The sequence below is a fragment of the Erythrobacter sp. HL-111 genome, assembly GCF_900105095.1.
Taxonomy (GTDB): Bacteria; Pseudomonadota; Alphaproteobacteria; order Sphingomonadales; family Sphingomonadaceae; genus Erythrobacter.
The window spans coordinates 582,048-600,269 of the sequence record NZ_LT629743.1 but is presented as its reverse complement, the minus strand read 5'-3'; the positions used below and the strand labels follow the sequence as shown (position 1 = coordinate 600,269).

Sequence of the window (18,222 nt, the reverse complement as noted above, 5' to 3'; positions counted from 1 at the left end):
CCTTAGCGGAAACGTGCGGGGGTCACGGCGCGAACGGGCTTACCGGTCACGCTCGACGATGAAGCGGGCGAGCGCGCGCAGCATGTCCGCCTCGCTGCCGTGAGAGCCGAGGTGGGCGATCGCCTGGTCGACCAGCGCACGGGCCTGTTCGCGCGCCTTGTCGACTCCCATCAGGGTGACGAAGGTCTGCTTGCCCTGCACTTCGTCCTTCCTCAGCGTCTTGCCCGCCTTGGTCTCGTCGCCGGTCACGTCGAGCAGGTCGTCGGCGATCTGGAAGGCGAGCCCGATGTCGCGCGAATAGGCCCGCAGATGCACCCGCGCGCTTTCCGGCACCCGGCCGAGGATCGCGCCCATCTCGACGCTCGCGCCGAGCAGGGCGCCGGTCTTGAGTTGCTGCAGTCGGGTCACGGCGCGCAGGTCGTAGTCGACCCCTTCCTCGTCGGCAACCATGTCCATCATCTGCCCGCCCGCCATGCCGTTCATCCCCGAGGCGGTGCCGAGCGTCGCGATCAGTTCGCTGCGCACGAAGGGGTCGGTGCTGGTGTCGGGATGGCTGAGCAGTTCGAAGGCGAGCGCGTGGAGCGCGTCGCCGGCGAGCACCGCGGTCGCCTCGTCATAGACCTTGTGCACCGTCGCCTTGCCGTGGCGCAGGTCATCGTCGTCCATGCAGGGCAGGTCATCGTGGATCAGCGAATAGACGTGGATCGCCTCGACCGCGGTGCCGACCCGGATCGCCGCCTCGCGGCTGACGCCGTACATCTCCGCCGTGCTCGCGACCAGCAGCGGGCGCACCCGCTTGCCGCCCCCGATGGTCGCATAGCGCATTGCCTCGACCAACCGCGCGCGGGTGTCGCCGGGAACTGGCAAGAGCTCGTCGAAACAGGCGTCGATCTCGGCCTGCACGCGTTTCAGGCCGTCGGCGAGCAGGTCGCCGTCCATCCCCACCAGAGCCATGTCAGCGCGTCTCGTCGAGCGGCGCGGTGCCGGCCGGGTTGCCGCCCGCGTCGGTCACGATCTTCTCGATCCGCGCCTGCGCCGCGTCGAGCCGCTTCTGGCAGGCGGCGCGCAATCTCTCCCCGCGTTCGTAGAGCGCAATCGATTCGTCGAGCGGCACGTCCCCGCTTTCGAGCTGGCGCACGACCTGTTCGAGCGCGGCCAGCGCCTGCTCGAAGCTCATCCGTTCGATATCGACCGCCCCGTCCGCGGTGCTGTTTCCCTCGTCCATGCGCGCGAGCATTGACCGGACCCCGCGCGGCGGTCAAGGCTGGCGGGCAAGGACGGCAACAGGGAAAGCGGACGATGGTGAAGTGGATCACGGCCTACGCGGCCGCGGCAATCGTGTTCGGCCTGCTCGATGCGATGTGGCTGCGCTGGGCCGCGGGGAACCTCTACCGCCCGGTGATCGGCGAGATCATGGCCGACGATTTCGACCTGGCGGCCGCCGGCGTGTTCTACGCTATCTACCTTGCCGGGATGACGTGGTTCGCGATTCGCCCCGGGATCGAGAGTGCCTCGGTCGCCAGCGCGCTTCTCAACGGCGTGCTGCTGGGGGCCTTGTGCTATGCCACCTTCGACCTGACCAGCCAGGCCGTGTTCAAGGTCTGGGCGACGCGGATCAGCGTGCTCGACATCATGTGGGGCGCCTTCGCCACCGGCACGACCAGCGCGATCGCGACCTGGATCGTGCTGCGTGTCTTCGGCGGGGAATAGGATCGAAAACCGGGGGGCGTCGCCATGTTCATAGGTCATTTCGCCCCGGCCTTCGCCGCCGCCGCGCTGAGCGAGCGAAGCCCGCGGCTCGGCACGCTGTTCGTCGCGGCGCAGCTGGTCGACTGGGGCTTTTTCGGGCTCGCGCTGGCGGGGGTCGAGAAGATGCGGGTGGAGCCGGGCGCGACCGCGATGGTGCCGTTCGATCTCTACCACATGCCCTTTACCCACAGCCTGCTGGGATGCCTCGCCTGGGCAGCGGGCTTCGCGCTCGTCGTCGCCCTCGCCCAGCGCAATCCGGCCGGCGGGCTGATCGGGGGCGCGGTGGTGCTGTCGCACTGGGTGCTCGACTGGCTGACCCATGCGAGCGACCTGACCCTCGCCGGATCTCCCCCGACCTTCGGGCTCGGCCTGTGGAACTGGCCGTTGGTCGCGATCCCGCTGGAGCTCGGGATGACCCTTGCCGCCTTCTTCTTCTACCTGCGGCGAACGCGGGGGCCGGTGGGGCAGCCGGTCATCCTGCTCGCCGCAATGCTCGCGATGCAGGCGATCAACTGGTTCGCGCCCCATCCGGCCGAAGCGGGCGCGGCGCTCTACCTCCAGGCGCTGTTCGCTTTCGCCGTGCTGACCGCGCTCGCCTGGTGGGTAGGGGAGAACCGCCAGCGCATCCGCAAAGGCGGGTTGGCGGCCCGCCCCGCGTGACTTAAAGGGCGCCGCAAGGAGCCCCTGCCATGACCACGATCACCCCCGAAACCGTCGAACAGCACGGCCTCAGCCCCGAGGAATACGAGCGCGTCCTCGCCGCCCTCGGCCGCGAGCCGAACCTCGTCGAGCTCGGCATCTTCTCGGTCATGTGGTCGGAGCATTGCAGCTACAAGTCCTCGCGCGTGCATCTCAAGAAGCTGCCGACCGAGGCCCCCTGGGTGATCTGCGGCCCGGGCGAGAACGCGGGCGTGATCGACATCGGGGAAGGCCCGGACGGGCAACGGCTCGCCGCGATCTTCAAGATGGAGAGCCACAACCACCCCTCCTATATCGAGCCCTACCAGGGCGCGGCGACGGGCGTGGGCGGCATCCTGCGCGACGTCTTCACCATGGGCGCGCGGCCGGTCGCCAACATGAACGCGCTGCGTTTCGGACGGCCCGGACATCCCCGGATGAAGCATCTCGTGAAGGGCGTCGTCGCGGGCATCGGCGGCTACGGCAATTGCGTCGGCGTGCCGACCGTGGGCGGAGAGACCAACTTCCACCCCGCCTATGACGGCAACATCCTCGTCAACGCGATGACGGTCGGGATCGCGGACGCGGACCGCATCTTCTATTCGGCGGCAACCGGCGTCGGCAATCCGATCGTCTATGTCGGCTCAAAGACCGGGCGCGACGGCATTCACGGCGCGACCATGGCGAGCGCCGATTTCGAGGAGGACGCCGAGGCCAAGCGGCCGACCGTGCAGGTCGGCGATCCCTTCACCGAGAAGCTGCTGATCGAGGCCTGTCTCGAACTGATGGCGACCGACGCGATCGTCGCGATCCAGGACATGGGCGCGGCGGGGTTGACCTCTTCCAGCGTCGAGATGGCGACCAACGGCAATGCCGGCATCCGGCTCGACATGAACAAGGTGCCCTGCCGCGAAGAGGGCATGACGCCCTATGAAATGATGCTGTCGGAAAGCCAGGAGCGGATGCTCATGGTGCTCAAGCCCGGCCGCGAGGCGGAGGCCGAGGCGATCTTCCGCAAGTGGGAGCTCGATTTCGCGGTCATCGGCGAGGTCACGGATACGCGCCACATGGTGCTCGAATGGAACGGCGAGGTCGTGTGCGACATCCCGCTCGGCCCCCTCGCCGCCGATGCGCCGGAATACGAACGCCCCTATCTCGACCGGGAGGAATACGCCGCGTGGGTGAACATCCCGCGCCTTGCCGAAGTGCCCGAGAGCAAGGACCCGGGCGCGGACCTGTTGAAGCTGCTCGCCAGCCCCAACCTCGCCTCGCGCCGCTGGATCGCAGAACAGTACGATTCGCAGGTCATGGGCGACACGCTCCAGACCGGGGGCGATGCCGCGGTCGTCCGCATCCACGGCACCGGACGCGCGCTGGCGATCAGCACCGACTGCACCCCGCGCTATGTCCATGCCGACCCCTACGAGGGCGGCAAGCAGGCCATCGCCGAAGCATGGCGGAACCTCTGCGCGGTCGGCGCGCGCCCGCTCGCCGTTACCAATTGCCTCAATTTCGCGAACCCGCACCGGCCCGAGATCATGAGCCAGTTCGTCCACGCCCTCGAAGGCATGGGCGATGCCTGCCGCGCGCTCGATTTCCCGATCGTTAGCGGAAACGTCTCGCTCTACAACGAATCGAAGGCGACCGGCGGCGGCTCGGCGATCCTGCCCACTCCGGCAATCGGCGGGGTCGGCGTGATCGAGGATGCGGCGACCATGACCACTCCCGCGTTCAAGGCGGCGGGCGATGCGATCTACCTTGTCGCGCCCGAGTTCTGGGCGACGCCCGACCCGACCCGCTCGCATCTCGGCCAGTCGCTCTGGCTCGCGGTGATCGAGGGCCGGGAGGAAGGCCGCGCCCCGCCGGTCGATCTCGAGGCCGAACGCGGCGCGGGCGAGATCGTGCGCCGCCTGATCGAGGAGGGCCTGCTTTCCGCGGTGCACGACGTGTCGGACGGCGGGCTCGCCGTGGCGCTCGCGGAAATGGCGCTGCTCGGCGATATCGGCGCGCAGCTCGCCCGCAATGTCGCCTACACCCCGGCGCAATGGTGGTTCGGCGAGGACCAGGCGCGCTATGTCGTGACCGTCTCGCCCGACAGCGCCGACGCCTTCAACCGCATCCTTGCGGAGGGACCGGAAAGCCCGCAGGCCGAGCTGGTCGGCTTCACCCGGATCGGCACGGTCGGCGGCGACAGCCTGCTCGGCGTGCCGCTTGCGAGCTTGCGCGAGGCGCATGAAAGCTTCTTCCGCGACTGGATGGAGGCCTGAAACCCGAAGCGAATCCCAGCGAAGGTTGGGACTTCCCCCGCCGTGGCGCAATTCGGCCCGAGGTCCCTGCCTGCGCAGGGACTCGCATCGATCGGCACTCGATCGTCAGGCCGCTTCCGCGCCGCCCAGCGTCAGTTCCTCGCGCCCGTTCCCTTCGGCTTCGAGGATGCGGAGGCATTCGCGGTAGATCACCGGCTTCGCAATGCCGAGCCGGGCGCGCGCTTCGTCGATGTCCTCGCGCATCAGCGCCGCGATATCCTGGTGCGCGATCTTCGCCGCGGCGCGGCCATTGCGCTGGCCTTCGCGCACCGCGCCGAACAGCGGGGCTTTCGTGCGCGAGACCTTCTTGATCTGGCGCGCGCCGGCATAGGCGATGAAGAGCAGGCCCTTGTTGTGGTTCTGCGAATAGGAAAAGCCGAGCAGGCTTGCCTCGCCGAGCGCGTCGCGGCCATAGCCGGTGAGCACGTGGAACAAATCATGCGTGTCGCGCAGACGATCGAAATACCACTGGGTGAGATCCTTCGGCAGGCTTTCGGGCGGCGCCCACTTGCGGCTTTCCGCGACCAGACCCGCCGCCGACAGCCCCTCGCGCTTCATGAAGGCGATGTAGCGCTGTGCCACGCTGTTTTCGGGAAGGTCCGCCCAGCGCGCATGGTCGTCGAGCATGGCGGGTATGTCCTCGCCCGAATCAAGGAAGCGCTGGCCTTCGGGAGAGAGGATGAACTTGCGCGCCTGGTCATGGCTGCGACGTCCCTTGGTCGCCTCGATGATGTGGAACACCTGTTCGGTGTCCTCCTTATCCTCGACCAGCTTGCCGAAATGGTGCAGCACCTTGAGCGGGCGGATGCCCGAAATCCGGCGATCGGGCGCGATCAGGGGAAGATCGGCGGGAACCATCTGAACCTCCATGCAGGGCGGCCTATTTACACCCTTGTCAGTAAATAGTCCACTTCACAAACACGCCCGCGGCCCGGATAGGAAAAGCCATGAAACCGCCCGAAACCGTCCCCTATTCACTGCCGCGCCTCCCCGACGAGGACGCGATCCGCGCCGCGCGTGCGCTGCGCGACCGGCTGCGCCAGCGCCGCAGCTGCCGCCATTTCTCCGACGAGCCGGTCCCGCGCGCGGTGATCGAGGCGGCGATCGAGGCGGCGGGGAGTGCGCCCAGCGGCGCAAACCACCAGCCCTGGCATTTCGCGGTGGTCGCCTCGCCCGCGAGAAAGCGCGCGATCCGGCGCGCGGCGGAGGCAGAGGAGCGGCGCTTCTACGGGGAGGACGGGGGCGATCCCAGGGCGAGCGCGGAATGGCTCGCCGCGCTTGGCGAGCTCGGCACCGATGCGGACAAGCCCTTTCTCGAAACCGCGCCCTTCCTCATCGTCGTCTTCGCGCAGCGGAAGGGCGGGATCGAGGAGGACGGGCGCACGCAGAACTATTACGTCAATGAAAGCGTCGGGATCGCCTGCGGGATGCTGATCGCGACGCTCCACGAGGCGGGGCTGGCCACGCTCACGCACACGCCCTCGCCCATGGGCTTCCTGCGCGAGGCCTGCGGGCGGCCCGAATGGGAAAAGCCGGCGATGATCGTGGTGGTCGGCCATCCGGGCGCGAGTGCGACCGTCCCCGCCCACGCGCTCAGGAAGAAGCCGCTGGAGCAGATGTCGAGCTGGCTCTAGGAAAGGCGGGCTTACGCCGCGACCGGTTCGCCCGTGTCTTCGGACGTTGCGAGCAGGTCGTAGGGGTCGATCCCCTCCTCGCGCCAGATGCGGTGACATTCGCGGTATTTCGTCGGCTCGGGAATATTGAGCGCATCGCGCACGCGCTCGAGCGGCTGCTTCAGAAGCTCGCGGATCGGCTGTTCGATGAGGCGTGCGGCGCCCTTGCCGGTGCGCTTCGCCTGATTCACCGCGCCAAGCACCGGGGCGTTCGAACCCTGCACCATCTTCCTTATGTTGGCGGCCCCGGCATAGCCGATCAGGAGGTGGCCATGCGTCGGCGACTGGCCATGGGTGAACAGCAGCACGCATTGTTCGCCCAGCGCGTCGCGGCCATAGCCGGTGAGGACATGGAACAGGTCGTGCGTGTCGCGCGAACGCTCGGCGAACCATTGCACGACATCGGGGTATTTCGGCCGCCCGAGCTTCTCCGCCTCGGCCACCAGCCCCGCCGCCGACAGGCCTTCGCTTTCCATGAAATCGCAATAGGCGTGCGCGAGGCTGCCCTTGCGCGTTGCCCGCAGCGCGGCGTGATCGTCGAGGATTTCCGGCAGGCTCGGCTCGGTCCGGCGCAGCAATTCGCCGCGTTCGGACAGGGCGAGCGCCTGCACCCGCGGCATGAAGTGCCTCGACGGCAGCGATTCGTAGATCCTGAAGACGAGGCTCGTGTCCTCCTTGTCCTTCATCAGGAGGCGGAAATTCTTCACCGCGCGCGGGAGCGAATAGCGCGGGCGCGGCCGGTCGGGATGGCGCAGCACCGTGCCGTCGGCGGCGCGGAGCGAGGAATAGTCGGGAGCCTTCGTCATCATCGGGATCATCGGGGCCTCGTCACGCTACTTACACTCGTGTCAATAGCATCGTTCCGGTCCCGAATCAAAACCCTTTCGCCGCGCATCGCCAACCGCTCGACCCATGCGCCCGGCGTGCTTCAGCCCTTCTCGATCCAGTCCGCGCGCGGGATGCCGAACAGTGCGAGCACGGAGGTCAGGTCCCCGCAATCGATCCGCCCGTTCGCGGCGGCCCGGGCCTTGGGCTTGGCGCGGTAGGCGAAGCCGTAGCTCGCCGCCTCGATCATCGGGATGTCGTTCGCCCCGTCCCCGGTCGCAAGGCTGTGCGCCTCGCTGCCGAGACGCGCGAGTTCCTCGGCCAGCACGCGCGCCTTGACGCGCGCATCGGTGACCGGGCCTTCGAGCTTGCCCGTCAGCTTGCCGCCCGCGACCCCAAGCCGGTTGCCGACCACCCGGTCGAAGCCGAGCCGGGTCGCGACCGGATCGGCGAAGTGGTGGAAGCCGCCCGTCACCAGCACGCTGCGCGCGCCCTTCGCCGCGAGCGTCGCGACCAGCGTCGCCGCGCCCGGAGTAGGGCGGATTCGTTCGTCGAGACAGCGATCTATCGCCGTTTCCTCCAACCCTTCGAGCAGCGCGACCCGTTCGCGCAGGGCTGCCTCGAAATCGAGTTCGCCCTGCATCGCGCGTTCGGTGATCGCGGCGATCTGCGGCTTGATCCCGGCATAATCGGCCAGTTCGTCGATGCATTCCTGCCCGATCATGGTCGAATCCATGTCCGAGACGAAGAGGTGCGGGACGATGATCTCGCCCCCGGTCGCCGCGGTGCCGACCAGCGCGTCGCAGGGGCCGAAATGGGCGTCGATCACGTCGAGCACCGCTGCCGGCTCGGCCTCGGCGAAGGAGAGCTGGAGCACGCCGTCGCTGTGCTGCAGCATCACCGCCGCGGCGACCGGCATCCCCCGATCCGCAAAGGCGGCGAGCGCCGCGTCGAGCCGCGCCTCGAGCCGCGGCGCGGGCTTCGCTTCTTCGGTTCCTTCCGGCAGCTTGTCTGCTATCAGCCGGGCTATGAGCACCAGGCACTCTCCTGAAAATTCCGTGGATGCCACGATGGACGGGCGCGCGCTCACGCGCCCGCTCGCGCTCATTGCAGGGCCGACCGCGAGCGGCAAGAGCGCTCTTGCCCTGCGGCTCGCCGACGAATGGACCAGGGCCGCTCAGCGCGAGGCGCGCATCATCAACGCGGATTCGATGCAGGTCTATCGCGACATCCCGATCCTTTCGGCCGCGCCGGGCGAAGACGAGCGCGAACGCCACCCGCACCTGCTCTACGGCGAATGGGACGGGGCCGAAGCCTGTTCCGCCGCGGCCTGGGCCGATCGTGCAAAGGCCCGGATCGAGGCCGCGCACGCAGCGGGCGCGCTGCCGATCCTCGTCGGGGGAACGGGCCTCTACATCAAGGTCCTCCTCGAAGGGATCGCCCCCATTCCCGAGATCGACCCCGAGGTGCGCGCGGTGGTGCGCGCCCTGCCGGTCGAAAGCGCGCGCGCCGCGCTGATGGTCGAGGACCCGGAGCGCGCGCTCGAACTGGCTCCGACCGACAGCCAGCGCATCGCCCGCGCCCTGGAGGTCAAGCGTTCGACCGGGGTAACGCTCGCCTACTGGCAGCGCGCCAAGACGGGCGGGATCGCGGAAGAGGTCGATCTTCACGCCGCGATCCTCCTGCCCGACCGCGAAGCGCTCTATCGCCGCTGCGACGAACGGTTCGAGGCGATGCTGCGCGCCGGGGCCGTAGCCGAGGTCGAAGCCCTGCTGGAACGCGGGCTCGACCCCGCGCTTCCCGTGATGCGCGCGATCGGCGTGCCCGAAATCGCCGCCTTCCTCGCAGGCGAGATCGCGCGCGAGGCGATGATCGCATCGGGCCGGCAATCGACCCGCAACTATGCCAAGCGGCAATACACGTGGCTGCGGCACCAGGCGGGGGAAGGCTGGCGGACAGTTCATGACAGCGGCGAATCGCAAAATATCGCCGTCGATGATATTTTCGCAGGAATCTTGCGTGATTAAGGGTTGACGCCTCACATTATGGCGTCTAGCCCGCTCCCCTGTTGCCGCGGCAGGTTCGTGCAGGATTTTCGGTTCCGTCACCGGATCCTGTCATGCCTTGCGCGGCGCAATCGAAGGTGAAAGGCCAGGGATCATGCTCGTTAGCCTCATCGTAGTTGGTACCGGCTGATCGCGGAATCCTTTTCGTTTGGATGTCCTGATCGGCCCGATGCGACCCACGCTTCGGGCCGGTTTCGTTTTGGGAGATAGTGCAAGTGGCGCAGCGTTCGGGAGCCGCCCTGTTGATGGATTGCCTCGAGAGCCAGGGGGTCGAATTCGTGTTCGGCTATCCCGGCGGGGCGGTCCTGCCGATCTATGACGAATTGTTCGGCCATCACGGCATCAGGCACATCCTCGTCCGCCACGAAGCGGGCGCGGCCCACGCGGCCGAAGGCTATGCCCGCGCGACCGGCAAGCCGGGCGTCGTGCTCGTCACCTCCGGCCCGGGCGCGACCAATGCGGTGACGGGGATCGCGGATGCCTTCATGGATTCGATCCCGCTCGTCGTCATCACCGGGCAGGTCCCGACCGGCCTGATCGGCACCGACGCCTTCCAGGAAGCGGACACGGTCGGCATCACCCGCCACTGCACCAAGCACAACTACCTCGTGAAGGACCCCGCCGATCTGGTCGCGACGGTCGAGGAGGCATTCCGCATCGCCACCACGGGCCGGCCCGGCCCGGTCGTGATCGACATTCCCAAGGACGTGCAGATCGCGGTCCCCGGCGTATCGCGCCGCGCCGCCCCTGCCCCGCACCGCTACCAGCCCCAGATGGTCGCCCCCGCCGAACAGGTGGCGGAGGCGGTCGAGATGATCGCGGGCGCGCAGCGCCCGATCCTCTACACCGGCGGCGGCGTGATCAATTCCGGGCCAGAGGCGAGCCGCCTGCTGCGCGCCTTCCAGGACCTGACGGGCGCGCCCGTCACCTCGACCCTGATGGGCCTCGGCGCGTTCAGCCACGACCATCCCGACTGGCTCGGGATGCTCGGGATGCACGGCACCTACGAAGCGAACATGGCGATGAACCAGTGCGACGTGATGGTCTGCATCGGCGCGCGTTTCGATGACCGGGTGACGGGACGGCTCGACGCCTTCAGCCCCGATTCGAAGAAGATCCACATCGACATCGACCGCAGCTCGATCAACAAGAACGTTCCCGTGGAACTCGGCATCGTCGCCGATTGCGCCACCGCGCTCGCCCAGCTGGTCGAGGCATGGGGGACCTCGCGCAAGGCGCAGGACCTCGGCGAATGGAAGGCCCGCATCGCCGGCTGGCGCGCGCGCGAATGCCTCGCCTATCCCGAGACATCGAAGAAGGAACCGGCCGCGATCATGCCGCAGCAGGCGGTCGAGCGGCTCTTCGCGCTGACCAGGGACCGTTCGCCGATCATCACGACCGAGGTGGGCCAGCACCAGATGTGGGCGGCGCAGTACTTCGGGTTCGCCGAGCCGAACAAGTGGCTGACCAGCGGCGGGCTGGGCACGATGGGCTACGGCCTGCCCGCGGCGATCGGGGCACAATTGGGCCACCCCGACGCGCTGGTGATCGACATCGCGGGCGAAGCGAGCATCCAGATGAACATCCAGGAACTCGGCACGGCCTCGCAATACCGCCTGCCGGTCAAGGTCTTCATCCTCAACAACGAATACATGGGCATGGTCCGCCAATGGCAGGAACTGACCTATGAAAGCCGCTATTCGAACTCCTATTCCGACAGCCTGCCCGATTTCGTGCGGCTCGCCGACGCCTATGGCTGGAAGGGCATCCGCATCACGGAACGCGGCGAGCTTGACGCGGGCATCGCGGCGATGCTCGCGCATGACGGGCCGGTCATCGTCGATTGCTGCGTGGCCAAGGACGCGAACTGCCTGCCAATGATCCCGTCGGGCGCGGCGCATACCGACATGCTGCTGTACGGCGACGAGGTCGGCGGGACGATGAACGACGAAGCGAAGGCCCTGGTGTAAGCCCCATGAAAATCGCCGAAGCGCCGTCAGAGCGCCACGTCCTCACCGTCATGGTCGACAACGAGCCGGGGATCCTCGCCAAGATCACCGGCCTGTTCACCGCGCGCGGGTACAACATCGACAGCCTGACCGTGGCCGACATCACGGAGGACCACGCGATCAGCCGCATCACCATCGTCACGAACGGGCCGCCCGCCGTGATCGACCAGATCGAGGCGCAACTCGAACGGCTGGTGCCGGTCCACAAGGTCACCGACCTCACCACGGCCGGACCTCATGTCGAACGCGAACTGGCGCTGATAAAGGTCGCGGGGACGGGCGAAAAGCGGGTCGAGGCGCTGCGGATCGCGGAGCTGTTCAGGGCCAAGGTGGTCGACACCACCATCAGGAGCTTCGTGTTCGAACTGACCGGCTCGCCCGACAAGATCGACAGCTTCATCGTGCTGATGCGCCAACTCGGCCTCGTCAGCGTGGGCCGCTCGGGCGTGGTCGGGATGATGCGCGGCACGCAAGGGACTTGATCCGAGGATTGGACAAATGAACACCGCACCGTCATCCCCGCGCGGGCGGCGACCCGGGCAGGTTGCGTGCGGCACCGAATCCCCGCGTCCGCGGGAATGAGGGACATCAGGAAAAGAGGGAACACATGAAAGTCTATTACGATGCCGATGCCGATCTGGGCCTGATCAAGGGCAGGAAGATCGCCGTGCTCGGCTACGGCTCGCAAGGCCATGCCCACGCCCAGAACCTGCGCGATTCGGGCGTCGGCGAGGTCGCGATCGCCCTGCGTGAAGGTTCGGCCAGCGCGACGAAGGCCGAAGCCGCCGGGTTCAAGGTGCTTTCCAACACCGAGGCGGCGAAATGGGCCGACATCCTGATGATCCTCGCCCCCGACGAACACCAGGCCGGCATCTGGCAGAACGACCTTGCCGGGCACATGAAGCCGGGCAGCGCGCTCGCCTTCGCGCACGGGCTCAACGTGCATTTCGGCCTGATCGAACCGCCCGCCGACATCGACGTGATCATGATCGCGCCCAAGGGGCCGGGCCACACGGTCCGCAGCGAATATGTCCGCGGCGGCGGCGTGCCATGCCTCATCGCGGTCCACCAGGATGCCTCCGGCAGCGCGCACGACGTCGCGCTCGCCTATGCCGCGGGTGTCGGCGGCGGGCGTTCGGGCATCATCGAGACCAATTTCAAGGAGGAGTGCGAGACCGACCTGTTCGGCGAACAGGCCGTGCTGTGCGGCGGGATCACGCATCTCATCCAGGCCGGGTTCGAAACCCTGGTCGAGGCCGGATACGCCCCCGAAATGGCCTATTTCGAATGCCTCCATGAAACCAAGCTGATCGTCGATCTGCTGTATGAAGGCGGGATCGCCAACATGCGCTATTCGATCAGCAACACCGCCGAATATGGCGACATCACCACCGGCCCGCGCATCATCACCGATGAAACCAAGGCCGAGATGAAGCGCGTGCTCGCCGACATCCAGTCGGGCCGTTTCGTGAAGAACTTCGTGCTCGACAACCGCGCAGGCCAGCCCGAGCTCAAGGCCGCGCGCAAGGCGGCCGAGGCCCACCCGATCGAAAAGACCGGGGCTCAGCTGCGCGCGATGATGCCGTGGATCGGCGAAGGCAAGCTGGTGGACCGGGAAAAGAACTGAACGGGCCGCCAAGGACCGACGGAACCGGGGGCGGGTCCGGCGGTTGGGGAAAGAGATTTTCCCGACCCCATCCAAGGAGCCGCTCCCCCATGCGAACCACGATCCGCAATTTCGCCTTCGCCGCCGCAGTCGCCACCCTCGGCGTGACCGGCGGCATCCTTTCGGCGCCGGTCCTGTTTGCCCAGGAAGGCTCCGATCTTCCCGGCCAGCCCGACCCCTCGCGCGTTGCGGGCGGCAGCTACGCGCTCGATCCGGTGCACACGCTGGTCGAATGGCAGGTCAGCCATTTCGGCTTCAACGATTACTTCGGCCTGTTCGGCGATATCTCCGGCACGCTCGAACTCGATCCCAACGACATCGCGGCGAGCCGGTTCGAGATCATGGTTCCCATTGCCGATGTGACGGTTGCGAGCGATGATCTCAAGGACCACCTGCTGCGCCCCGGCAAGGACGGGGCAGAGCCCGATTTCTTCGGCCCCGATCCGGGCATGGCGACCTTCACCTCGACCAATGTGCGGCGCGTTTCCGACACGAGCGCGGTCGTTTCGGGAATGCTGGAGATGAACGGGCGGAGCGGTCCCGTCACGATGATGGTCGATCTCGCGGGCGCGGGAACCAACCCGATGAACGAGAAAGAGACGGTCGGCTTCCATGGGCGCGCCACGATCGACCGCACCGACTGGGGCATCGACTGGGGCGAGGGCCTGATCGGCAGCGAAGTGGACCTCATCATCAGCGCGGCCTTCGAGAAGCAATAAGCGCTCTCGACAGGCGCGCGGCAATGGGGCAGTCGGCAGGGCCCATGCGCCTTTCCGACTGCCACCGCATCGACGATTTCCGCCGCCTCGCAAGGCGCCGCCTGCCCTTCCCCGTGTTCGACTACATCGACGGGGCGGCGGATGACGAACTGACCAAGGCGCGCAACACCGCGGCCTACGAAAGCTGCGACCTCGTGCCCGACGTGCTGGCGGGCGTGGCCGAGATCGATACGTCCTGCACCATCCTCGGCCGCAGGTCGGCCCTGCCGCTGATGCTTTCGCCCACCGCGGTCCAGCGCGCGTTCCACTGGGAGGGCGAGCGCGCGGTGGCCAAGGCGGCGGAGAAATTCGGCCTGTGGTTCGGCATCTCCAGCCTCGCCACCCGCAGCATCGAGGAGATCGCCGCGCTCACCACCGGTCCCAAGCTGTTCCAGCTTTATGTCCACAAGGACAAGGGGCTGAACACCCACATGATCGAACGCTGCCAGGCGGCAGGCTTCGACGCGCTCGCGCTGACTGTCGACACGATCGTTTCGGGCAAGCGCGAGCGGTGCCTGCATTCGGGCTTCACCACCCCGCCCCGCTTCACCCCGGCCAGCGTGTGGTCTTACGCGACAAGGCCGAAGTGGACGCTCGACTATGTCTTCCGCGAGAAGTTCCGCCTGCCCAATCTCGACACCCACGTGACCGAAGGCACCGGCAAGGCGGTGAGCATCGCAGACTATTTCAACACAATGCTCGATCCCTCGATAGACTGGGACACGGCGGCGGCGATCCGCGAGCAATGGGGCGGGTCCTTCGTTCTCAAAGGCGTGATGAGCGCGGCCGACGCGCGCCGCGCGGTGGAGATCGGGGCGGATGCGATCATGCTGTCGAACCACGGCGGCAGGCAACTCGACGGCAGCCGCGCGCCCTTCGACCAATTGGCCGAAATCGTCGATTGCGTGGGGGGCGAGATCGAGATCATCTGCGACGGCGGCGTGCGCCGGGGAACCCATGCGCTGAAGGCCCTGTGCGCGGGGGCGACCGCGGCCTCTGGCGGGCGGCTCTATCTCTACGCGCTCGCGGCGGCCGGGCAGGACGGGGTCGAACGCGCGCTGGGCATCCTCAAGGACGAGATAGAACGCGGGATGCGCCTGATGGGGGTGACCGGCGTCGAACAGCTCACCCGGGACCGCCTGCGCTGGCGCTGAGCCACCGGGACGGGCGCGAAAGACGCGCGTGTCATCAAACTGCAACCTCGCGGGCGCTTTGAGCGCCGCTGGAATTGCCAAGGACGCAGCATCGCCATGACCAAGCTCCCGATCACCGCCCCGTTTGCCGTCATCGTGCCTTTGGCTCTCGCGCTCGCCGCCTGCGGGTCGCAGGCGCCCGCCACGGACAGCGGAAACGAAGCGGACGCCTTCGCGGCCCGGATCAAGGGCGCCTCGCCCGAACCCTCGCCCCGGCCCTCGCCGACGCAGACCCCGCGCATCGCCGAGCCCCGGCCCGGCGCCGCGACCGGCCCCTATGTTCCCGGCACCGCGACCGATCCGGAAGCGACCGCCTGCAACGCACCCGCGGTGGCATCCTTCATCGGCCGCGCCGCCGACGATGCGACCCGCGCGGAAATCATGCAGGCGGTCGACGGCGCGAACGAGGTGCGCTTCATCCAGGCGGGATCGAGCTATATCGAACCCGATCCGACCAATCCGCGGCTCAACCTGATGCTCGATTCGCAGAACATCATCCGCGACGCGCGCTGCGGCTGAGGCGCTCTTTGTTGCCGCGCGGCGCGCCGCGCGCGCAAGAATGGTGCCCTTACCCCTTGCATGGGCGCGCGCAATCGGCATAAGGCGCTGGCATGATCAGGACCGGCCTCTCGCTTCTACGACTTACGCGCCCTTGGGCGTGACGGGCCGCGCGTGACCAGGGCGCGGCATCGCTCCCAAGGGTGACGCTGCCGCAATCCTCCCGAAATCATGAAGCGAGCTTTCCCATGCTCAAGGACCCTTCCGCCAAATATCGCCCGTTCGGGCAGATCGACCTGCCCGACCGCAAGTGGCCAAGCCGCCTGATCGAACGCGCGCCGCGCTGGCTTTCGACCGACCTTCGCGACGGGAACCAGTCGATCATCGATCCGATGGACGCGGTGAAGAAGCGGCGCTTCTTCGACCTCCTCGTCGAGATCGGGGTGAAGGAGATCGAAGTCGGCTTTCCCAGCGCCGGGGCGACCGAATTCGATTTCATCTCCGGCCTCGTGCGCTCGGGCGAGATCCCGGACGACGTGACCGTGCAGGTGCTCACCCAGTCCCGCGAAGACCTGATCCGTACCAGTTTCGACAGCCTCGAGGGCGCACGCGCGGCGATCATCCATCTCTACAACGCGGTCAGCCCCGCCTGGCGCGAGATCGTCTTCCGCATGACCCGCGATGAAGTGCGCGAAATCGCGGTCGGCGGGGCGAAGGTCCTGCGCGACGAGGCAGCGAAACGGCCGGGGACCGACTGGCATTTCCAGTATTCGCCGGAAACCTTCTCCACCGCCGAACTTGATTTCTCGATCGAGGTCTGCGCCGCGGTGATGGAGGTGCTCGCCCCCACCCCCGAACGCCCGATCATCCTCAACCTGCCCGCCACGGTCGAGGCGGCGACGCCCAATGTCTATGCCGACCAGATCGAATATTTCTGTCGTCACCTGCCGAACCGCGAATCCGCGGTGATCTCGCTTCACACGCATAACGACCGCGGCACCGGAGTCGCGGCGGCGGAGCTTGGGCTGATGGCGGGGGCCGACCGGGTCGAGGGCTGCCTGTTCGGCAATGGCGAACGGACCGGCAATTGCTGCCTCGTGACCATGGCGCTCAATCTCTACACGCAAGGCGTTGATCCGCGCCTCGATTTCTCCGACATCGACCGGGTGATCGAGACGGTCGAATACTGCAACGACCTGCCCGTCCACCAGCGCCACCCCTATGGCGGCGAACTCGTCTACACTGCGTTTTCTGGCAGCCACCAGGACGCGATCAAGAAGGGTTTCGAGGCGCGCGAGACGCAGAACGATCCGCACTGGCGCGTGCCCTACCTGCCGATCGACCCGGCCGATCTCGGGCGCAATTACGAAGCGGTGATCCGGGTCAATTCGCAGTCCGGCAAGGGCGGCTTCGCCTGGGTGCTGGAAAAGGACCAGGGGCTCAAACTGCCCAAGCGGATGCAGGCCGATTTCTCGAAGGTGGTCCAGCGCCTCGCCGACGAGCTGGGCCGCGAACTGGGCGCCGCCGACATCTGGGACGCCTTTCGCCGCGCCTATCACGTCCACACGCCCGACAAGCATTTCCAGCTCGTCGATTACGAGGAAAGCCGCGCCGCGGACGGCACGCGCGTGTTCGCCGGCACGATCGCGGTCGCGGGTGCCGAGCAGAGCGTGTCGGGGCGCGGCAACGGCCTCATCTCGAGCGTGATGGGCACGATCCGCGACGCCTTCGGGGTGGAACTGGAAGTCGCCGACTATTCCGAACACGCGCTCGGCACCGGGACCGACGCGCGCGCGGCGGCCTATCTCGAATGCCGCACCCCCGACGGGCGCACGATCTGGGGCTGCGGCATAGACGAGGACGTCGCAACGGCGAGCGTTCGCGCGGTGCTCTCGGCGGCGAATTCGGCGGTCGCGGGGCAAGGCTGACCCCGCGCGCTTGCGCGGCCGCGCTTTTGCGCGCAACATGAGCTTCCCTGACAGCGACGGGAGGGCTGTTGATGGATACCATTTCCGATTCCGGGGGGCGCGAGGCGGGCGCGCCGCCGGTCATCACCACCGATCTCGCGCTGGCCGATCTTGCCGCGGCGCTCGCGGCGGGGTGGCGCGATTTCCTCGCTGCGCCGCAATTCGGGCTGTTCTTCGGCGGGTTCTACGTGCTGGCGGGCCTTGCGGCGTTCTATGTCGCCCTCGTCGGCGGGGAACTGTCCTGGCTGATCCCGGCGGCGGCGGGTTTCCCGCTCGTCGCGCCATTCGTCGCGGTCGGCCTCTACGAGGCGAGTCGGCGGCGCCAGCGCGGCGAACCGCTCACCTGGCCCGCGATCCTCGGCGCACTCAAGGGGCACGGCGACGACCAGATCCTGTCCATGGGCGTGATCGTGTTCGTCGCGTTCTCGTTCTGGATGATCGTGGCGCACGCGATCTTCGCGATCTTCATGGCCGAAAGCGGCATGGGCAGCGAAAGCCTCGCCGCGCTCGCGACCCCTGCGGGCCTCGCGATGCTGACGGTGGGGAGCGCGGTGGGCGGCGTGATGGCGCTCGCCTTCTACGCGATGACGGTGGCCAGCCTGCCGATGCTGGTCGACCGGAAGGTGAGCTTCCCGACCGCGATCATAGCGAGCTTCGCGGTGGTGCGCGGCAACCTGTTCGTGATGATGGCCTGGGCGGCGATCATCGCGGCACTGCTTGCGCTGGCGATGATCCCAGCCTTTCTCGGCCTGATGGTCGCGCTGCCGGTGCTGGGCCATGCGACCTGGCACCTTTACGTGCGCGCGGTGCGCTAGGCCCGGACCTTCGCAAGCG

Annotated in this window: 18 protein-coding genes; 13 read left to right on the top strand and 5 right to left on the bottom strand. The window is 67.6% G+C overall.

Going from position 1 to position 18,222, the window contains the following annotated elements:
- Nucleotides 1-39: 39 nt before the first annotated feature.
- Nucleotides 40-954 carry a polyprenyl synthetase family protein gene (locus tag BLU08_RS02880; protein WP_090195015.1) on the bottom strand — a complete coding sequence of 305 codons (915 nt, stop codon included), beginning with the start codon at nt 952-954 and terminating at the stop codon, nt 40-42.
- Between the two features lies 1 nt (nt 955).
- The gene (locus BLU08_RS02875; protein WP_090200919.1) at nt 956-1,225 is read right to left on the bottom strand and encodes an exodeoxyribonuclease VII small subunit; all 270 of its coding nucleotides are present in this window, start codon (nt 1,223-1,225) and stop codon (nt 956-958) included.
- Nucleotides 1,226-1,299: 74 nt separating this feature from the next.
- Between BLU08_RS02875 and BLU08_RS02870 the strand changes: the two genes are divergently transcribed.
- From BLU08_RS02870 to purL, 3 genes are read left to right on the top strand one after another with little or no spacing between them, the layout of a single operon-like run.
- Nucleotides 1,300-1,710 carry a DUF2177 family protein gene (locus BLU08_RS02870; protein WP_090195012.1) on the top strand — a complete coding sequence of 137 codons (411 nt, stop codon included), beginning with the start codon at nt 1,300-1,302 and terminating at the stop codon, nt 1,708-1,710.
- A 24-nt stretch (nt 1,711-1,734) separates the two neighbouring features.
- Entirely contained in the window at nt 1,735-2,409 is a 675-nt protein-coding gene (locus BLU08_RS02865; protein ID WP_090195009.1) for a metal-dependent hydrolase, read from the top strand.
- Nucleotides 2,410-2,438: 29 nt separating this feature from the next.
- Entirely contained in the window at nt 2,439-4,694 is a 2,256-nt protein-coding gene (purL, locus tag BLU08_RS02860; RefSeq protein ID WP_090195003.1) for a phosphoribosylformylglycinamidine synthase subunit PurL, read from the top strand.
- A 105-nt stretch (nt 4,695-4,799) separates the two neighbouring features.
- Here purL and BLU08_RS02855 read toward each other — a convergent pair whose 3' ends face one another.
- Complete coding sequence (locus BLU08_RS02855; protein WP_090195000.1) at nt 4,800-5,591, bottom strand: Coq4 family protein; 792 nt, start codon at nt 5,589-5,591, stop codon at nt 4,800-4,802.
- Nucleotides 5,592-5,680: 89 nt separating this feature from the next.
- Here BLU08_RS02855 and BLU08_RS02850 point away from each other — a divergent pair, with 89 nt between their 5' ends.
- The gene (locus tag BLU08_RS02850; RefSeq protein WP_090194997.1) at nt 5,681-6,367 is read left to right on the top strand and encodes a nitroreductase family protein; all 687 of its coding nucleotides are present in this window, start codon (nt 5,681-5,683) and stop codon (nt 6,365-6,367) included.
- A gap of 11 nt (nt 6,368-6,378) precedes the next feature.
- Here BLU08_RS02850 and BLU08_RS02845 read toward each other — a convergent pair whose 3' ends face one another.
- Both BLU08_RS02845 and serB read right to left on the bottom strand, forming a co-directional pair.
- Nucleotides 6,379-7,224 carry a Coq4 family protein gene (locus tag BLU08_RS02845; protein WP_369816825.1) on the bottom strand — a complete coding sequence of 282 codons (846 nt, stop codon included), beginning with the start codon at nt 7,222-7,224 and terminating at the stop codon, nt 6,379-6,381.
- Between the two features lie 110 nt (nt 7,225-7,334).
- The gene (gene serB, locus BLU08_RS02840) at nt 7,335-8,267 is read right to left on the bottom strand and encodes a phosphoserine phosphatase SerB (protein ID WP_369816824.1); all 933 of its coding nucleotides are present in this window, start codon (nt 8,265-8,267) and stop codon (nt 7,335-7,337) included.
- 34 nt (nt 8,268-8,301) lie between these two features.
- Between serB and miaA the strand changes: the two genes are divergently transcribed.
- The 9 genes from miaA to BLU08_RS02795 all read left to right on the top strand — a co-directional run bounded on the left by miaA (nt 8,302) and on the right by BLU08_RS02795 (nt 18,203).
- Entirely contained in the window at nt 8,302-9,258 is a 957-nt protein-coding gene (gene miaA / locus BLU08_RS02835; RefSeq protein WP_233996141.1) for a tRNA (adenosine(37)-N6)-dimethylallyltransferase MiaA, read from the top strand.
- Nucleotides 9,259-9,542: 284 nt separating this feature from the next.
- Nucleotides 9,543-11,267: a biosynthetic-type acetolactate synthase large subunit gene (ilvB, locus tag BLU08_RS02830; protein ID WP_233996061.1), complete on the top strand. Its 1,725-nt coding sequence runs from the start codon at nt 9,543-9,545 to the stop codon at nt 11,265-11,267.
- A gap of 5 nt (nt 11,268-11,272) precedes the next feature.
- Complete coding sequence (ilvN, locus tag BLU08_RS02825) at nt 11,273-11,788, top strand: acetolactate synthase small subunit (protein ID WP_090194987.1); 516 nt, start codon at nt 11,273-11,275, stop codon at nt 11,786-11,788.
- Nucleotides 11,789-11,913: 125 nt separating this feature from the next.
- Complete coding sequence (ilvC, locus tag BLU08_RS02820; RefSeq protein ID WP_090194984.1) at nt 11,914-12,933, top strand: ketol-acid reductoisomerase; 1,020 nt, start codon at nt 11,914-11,916, stop codon at nt 12,931-12,933.
- A gap of 89 nt (nt 12,934-13,022) precedes the next feature.
- Entirely contained in the window at nt 13,023-13,691 is a 669-nt protein-coding gene (locus tag BLU08_RS02815; protein ID WP_090194979.1) for a YceI family protein, read from the top strand.
- A gap of 44 nt (nt 13,692-13,735) precedes the next feature.
- Nucleotides 13,736-14,884 carry an alpha-hydroxy acid oxidase gene (locus BLU08_RS02810; protein ID WP_090194976.1) on the top strand — a complete coding sequence of 383 codons (1,149 nt, stop codon included), beginning with the start codon at nt 13,736-13,738 and terminating at the stop codon, nt 14,882-14,884.
- 96 nt (nt 14,885-14,980) lie between these two features.
- Complete coding sequence (locus tag BLU08_RS02805) at nt 14,981-15,442, top strand: hypothetical protein (RefSeq protein ID WP_090194973.1); 462 nt, start codon at nt 14,981-14,983, stop codon at nt 15,440-15,442.
- 227 nt (nt 15,443-15,669) lie between these two features.
- Nucleotides 15,670-17,349: a 2-isopropylmalate synthase gene (gene leuA, locus BLU08_RS02800; protein ID WP_090194969.1), complete on the top strand. Its 1,680-nt coding sequence runs from the start codon at nt 15,670-15,672 to the stop codon at nt 17,347-17,349.
- Nucleotides 17,350-17,420: 71 nt separating this feature from the next.
- Nucleotides 17,421-18,203, top strand: coding sequence for a DUF2189 domain-containing protein (locus BLU08_RS02795; protein ID WP_090194966.1), 783 nt, complete (start codon nt 17,421-17,423; stop codon nt 18,201-18,203).
- Nucleotides 18,204-18,222: the final 19 nt, after the last annotated feature.

What these genes read in the sequence shown, in the direction of transcription:
- BLU08_RS02870 (WP_090195012.1), top strand. Translation starts at nt 1,300, where the DNA reads ATGGTGAAGTGGATCACGGCCTACGCGGCCGCGGCAATCGTGTTCGGC.
- purL (WP_090195003.1), top strand. Translation starts at nt 2,439, where the DNA reads ATGACCACGATCACCCCCGAAACCGTCGAACAGCACGGCCTCAGCCCC.
- BLU08_RS02795 (WP_090194966.1), top strand. Translation starts at nt 17,421, where the DNA reads ATGGATACCATTTCCGATTCCGGGGGGCGCGAGGCGGGCGCGCCGCCG.
- ilvN (WP_090194987.1), top strand. Translation starts at nt 11,273, where the DNA reads ATGAAAATCGCCGAAGCGCCGTCAGAGCGCCACGTCCTCACCGTCATG.
- ilvB (WP_233996061.1), top strand. Translation starts at nt 9,543, where the DNA reads ATGGATTGCCTCGAGAGCCAGGGGGTCGAATTCGTGTTCGGCTATCCC.
- leuA (WP_090194969.1), top strand. Translation starts at nt 15,670, where the DNA reads ATGCTCAAGGACCCTTCCGCCAAATATCGCCCGTTCGGGCAGATCGAC.
- BLU08_RS02865 (WP_090195009.1), top strand. Translation starts at nt 1,735, where the DNA reads ATGTTCATAGGTCATTTCGCCCCGGCCTTCGCCGCCGCCGCGCTGAGC.
- BLU08_RS02855 (WP_090195000.1), bottom strand. Translation starts at nt 5,591, where the DNA reads ATGGTTCCCGCCGATCTTCCCCTGATCGCGCCCGATCGCCGGATTTCG.
- ilvC (WP_090194984.1), top strand. Translation starts at nt 11,914, where the DNA reads ATGAAAGTCTATTACGATGCCGATGCCGATCTGGGCCTGATCAAGGGC.
- BLU08_RS02850 (WP_090194997.1), top strand. Translation starts at nt 5,681, where the DNA reads ATGAAACCGCCCGAAACCGTCCCCTATTCACTGCCGCGCCTCCCCGAC.
- BLU08_RS02875 (WP_090200919.1), bottom strand. Translation starts at nt 1,225, where the DNA reads ATGGACGAGGGAAACAGCACCGCGGACGGGGCGGTCGATATCGAACGG.
- BLU08_RS02810 (WP_090194976.1), top strand. Translation starts at nt 13,736, where the DNA reads ATGCGCCTTTCCGACTGCCACCGCATCGACGATTTCCGCCGCCTCGCA.
- BLU08_RS02815 (WP_090194979.1), top strand. Translation starts at nt 13,023, where the DNA reads ATGCGAACCACGATCCGCAATTTCGCCTTCGCCGCCGCAGTCGCCACC.
- BLU08_RS02845 (WP_369816825.1), bottom strand. Translation starts at nt 7,224, where the DNA reads ATGATCCCGATGATGACGAAGGCTCCCGACTATTCCTCGCTCCGCGCC.
- BLU08_RS02805 (WP_090194973.1), top strand. Translation starts at nt 14,981, where the DNA reads ATGACCAAGCTCCCGATCACCGCCCCGTTTGCCGTCATCGTGCCTTTG.
- BLU08_RS02880 (WP_090195015.1), bottom strand. Translation starts at nt 954, where the DNA reads ATGGCTCTGGTGGGGATGGACGGCGACCTGCTCGCCGACGGCCTGAAA.
- miaA (WP_233996141.1), top strand. Translation starts at nt 8,302, where the DNA reads ATGGACGGGCGCGCGCTCACGCGCCCGCTCGCGCTCATTGCAGGGCCG.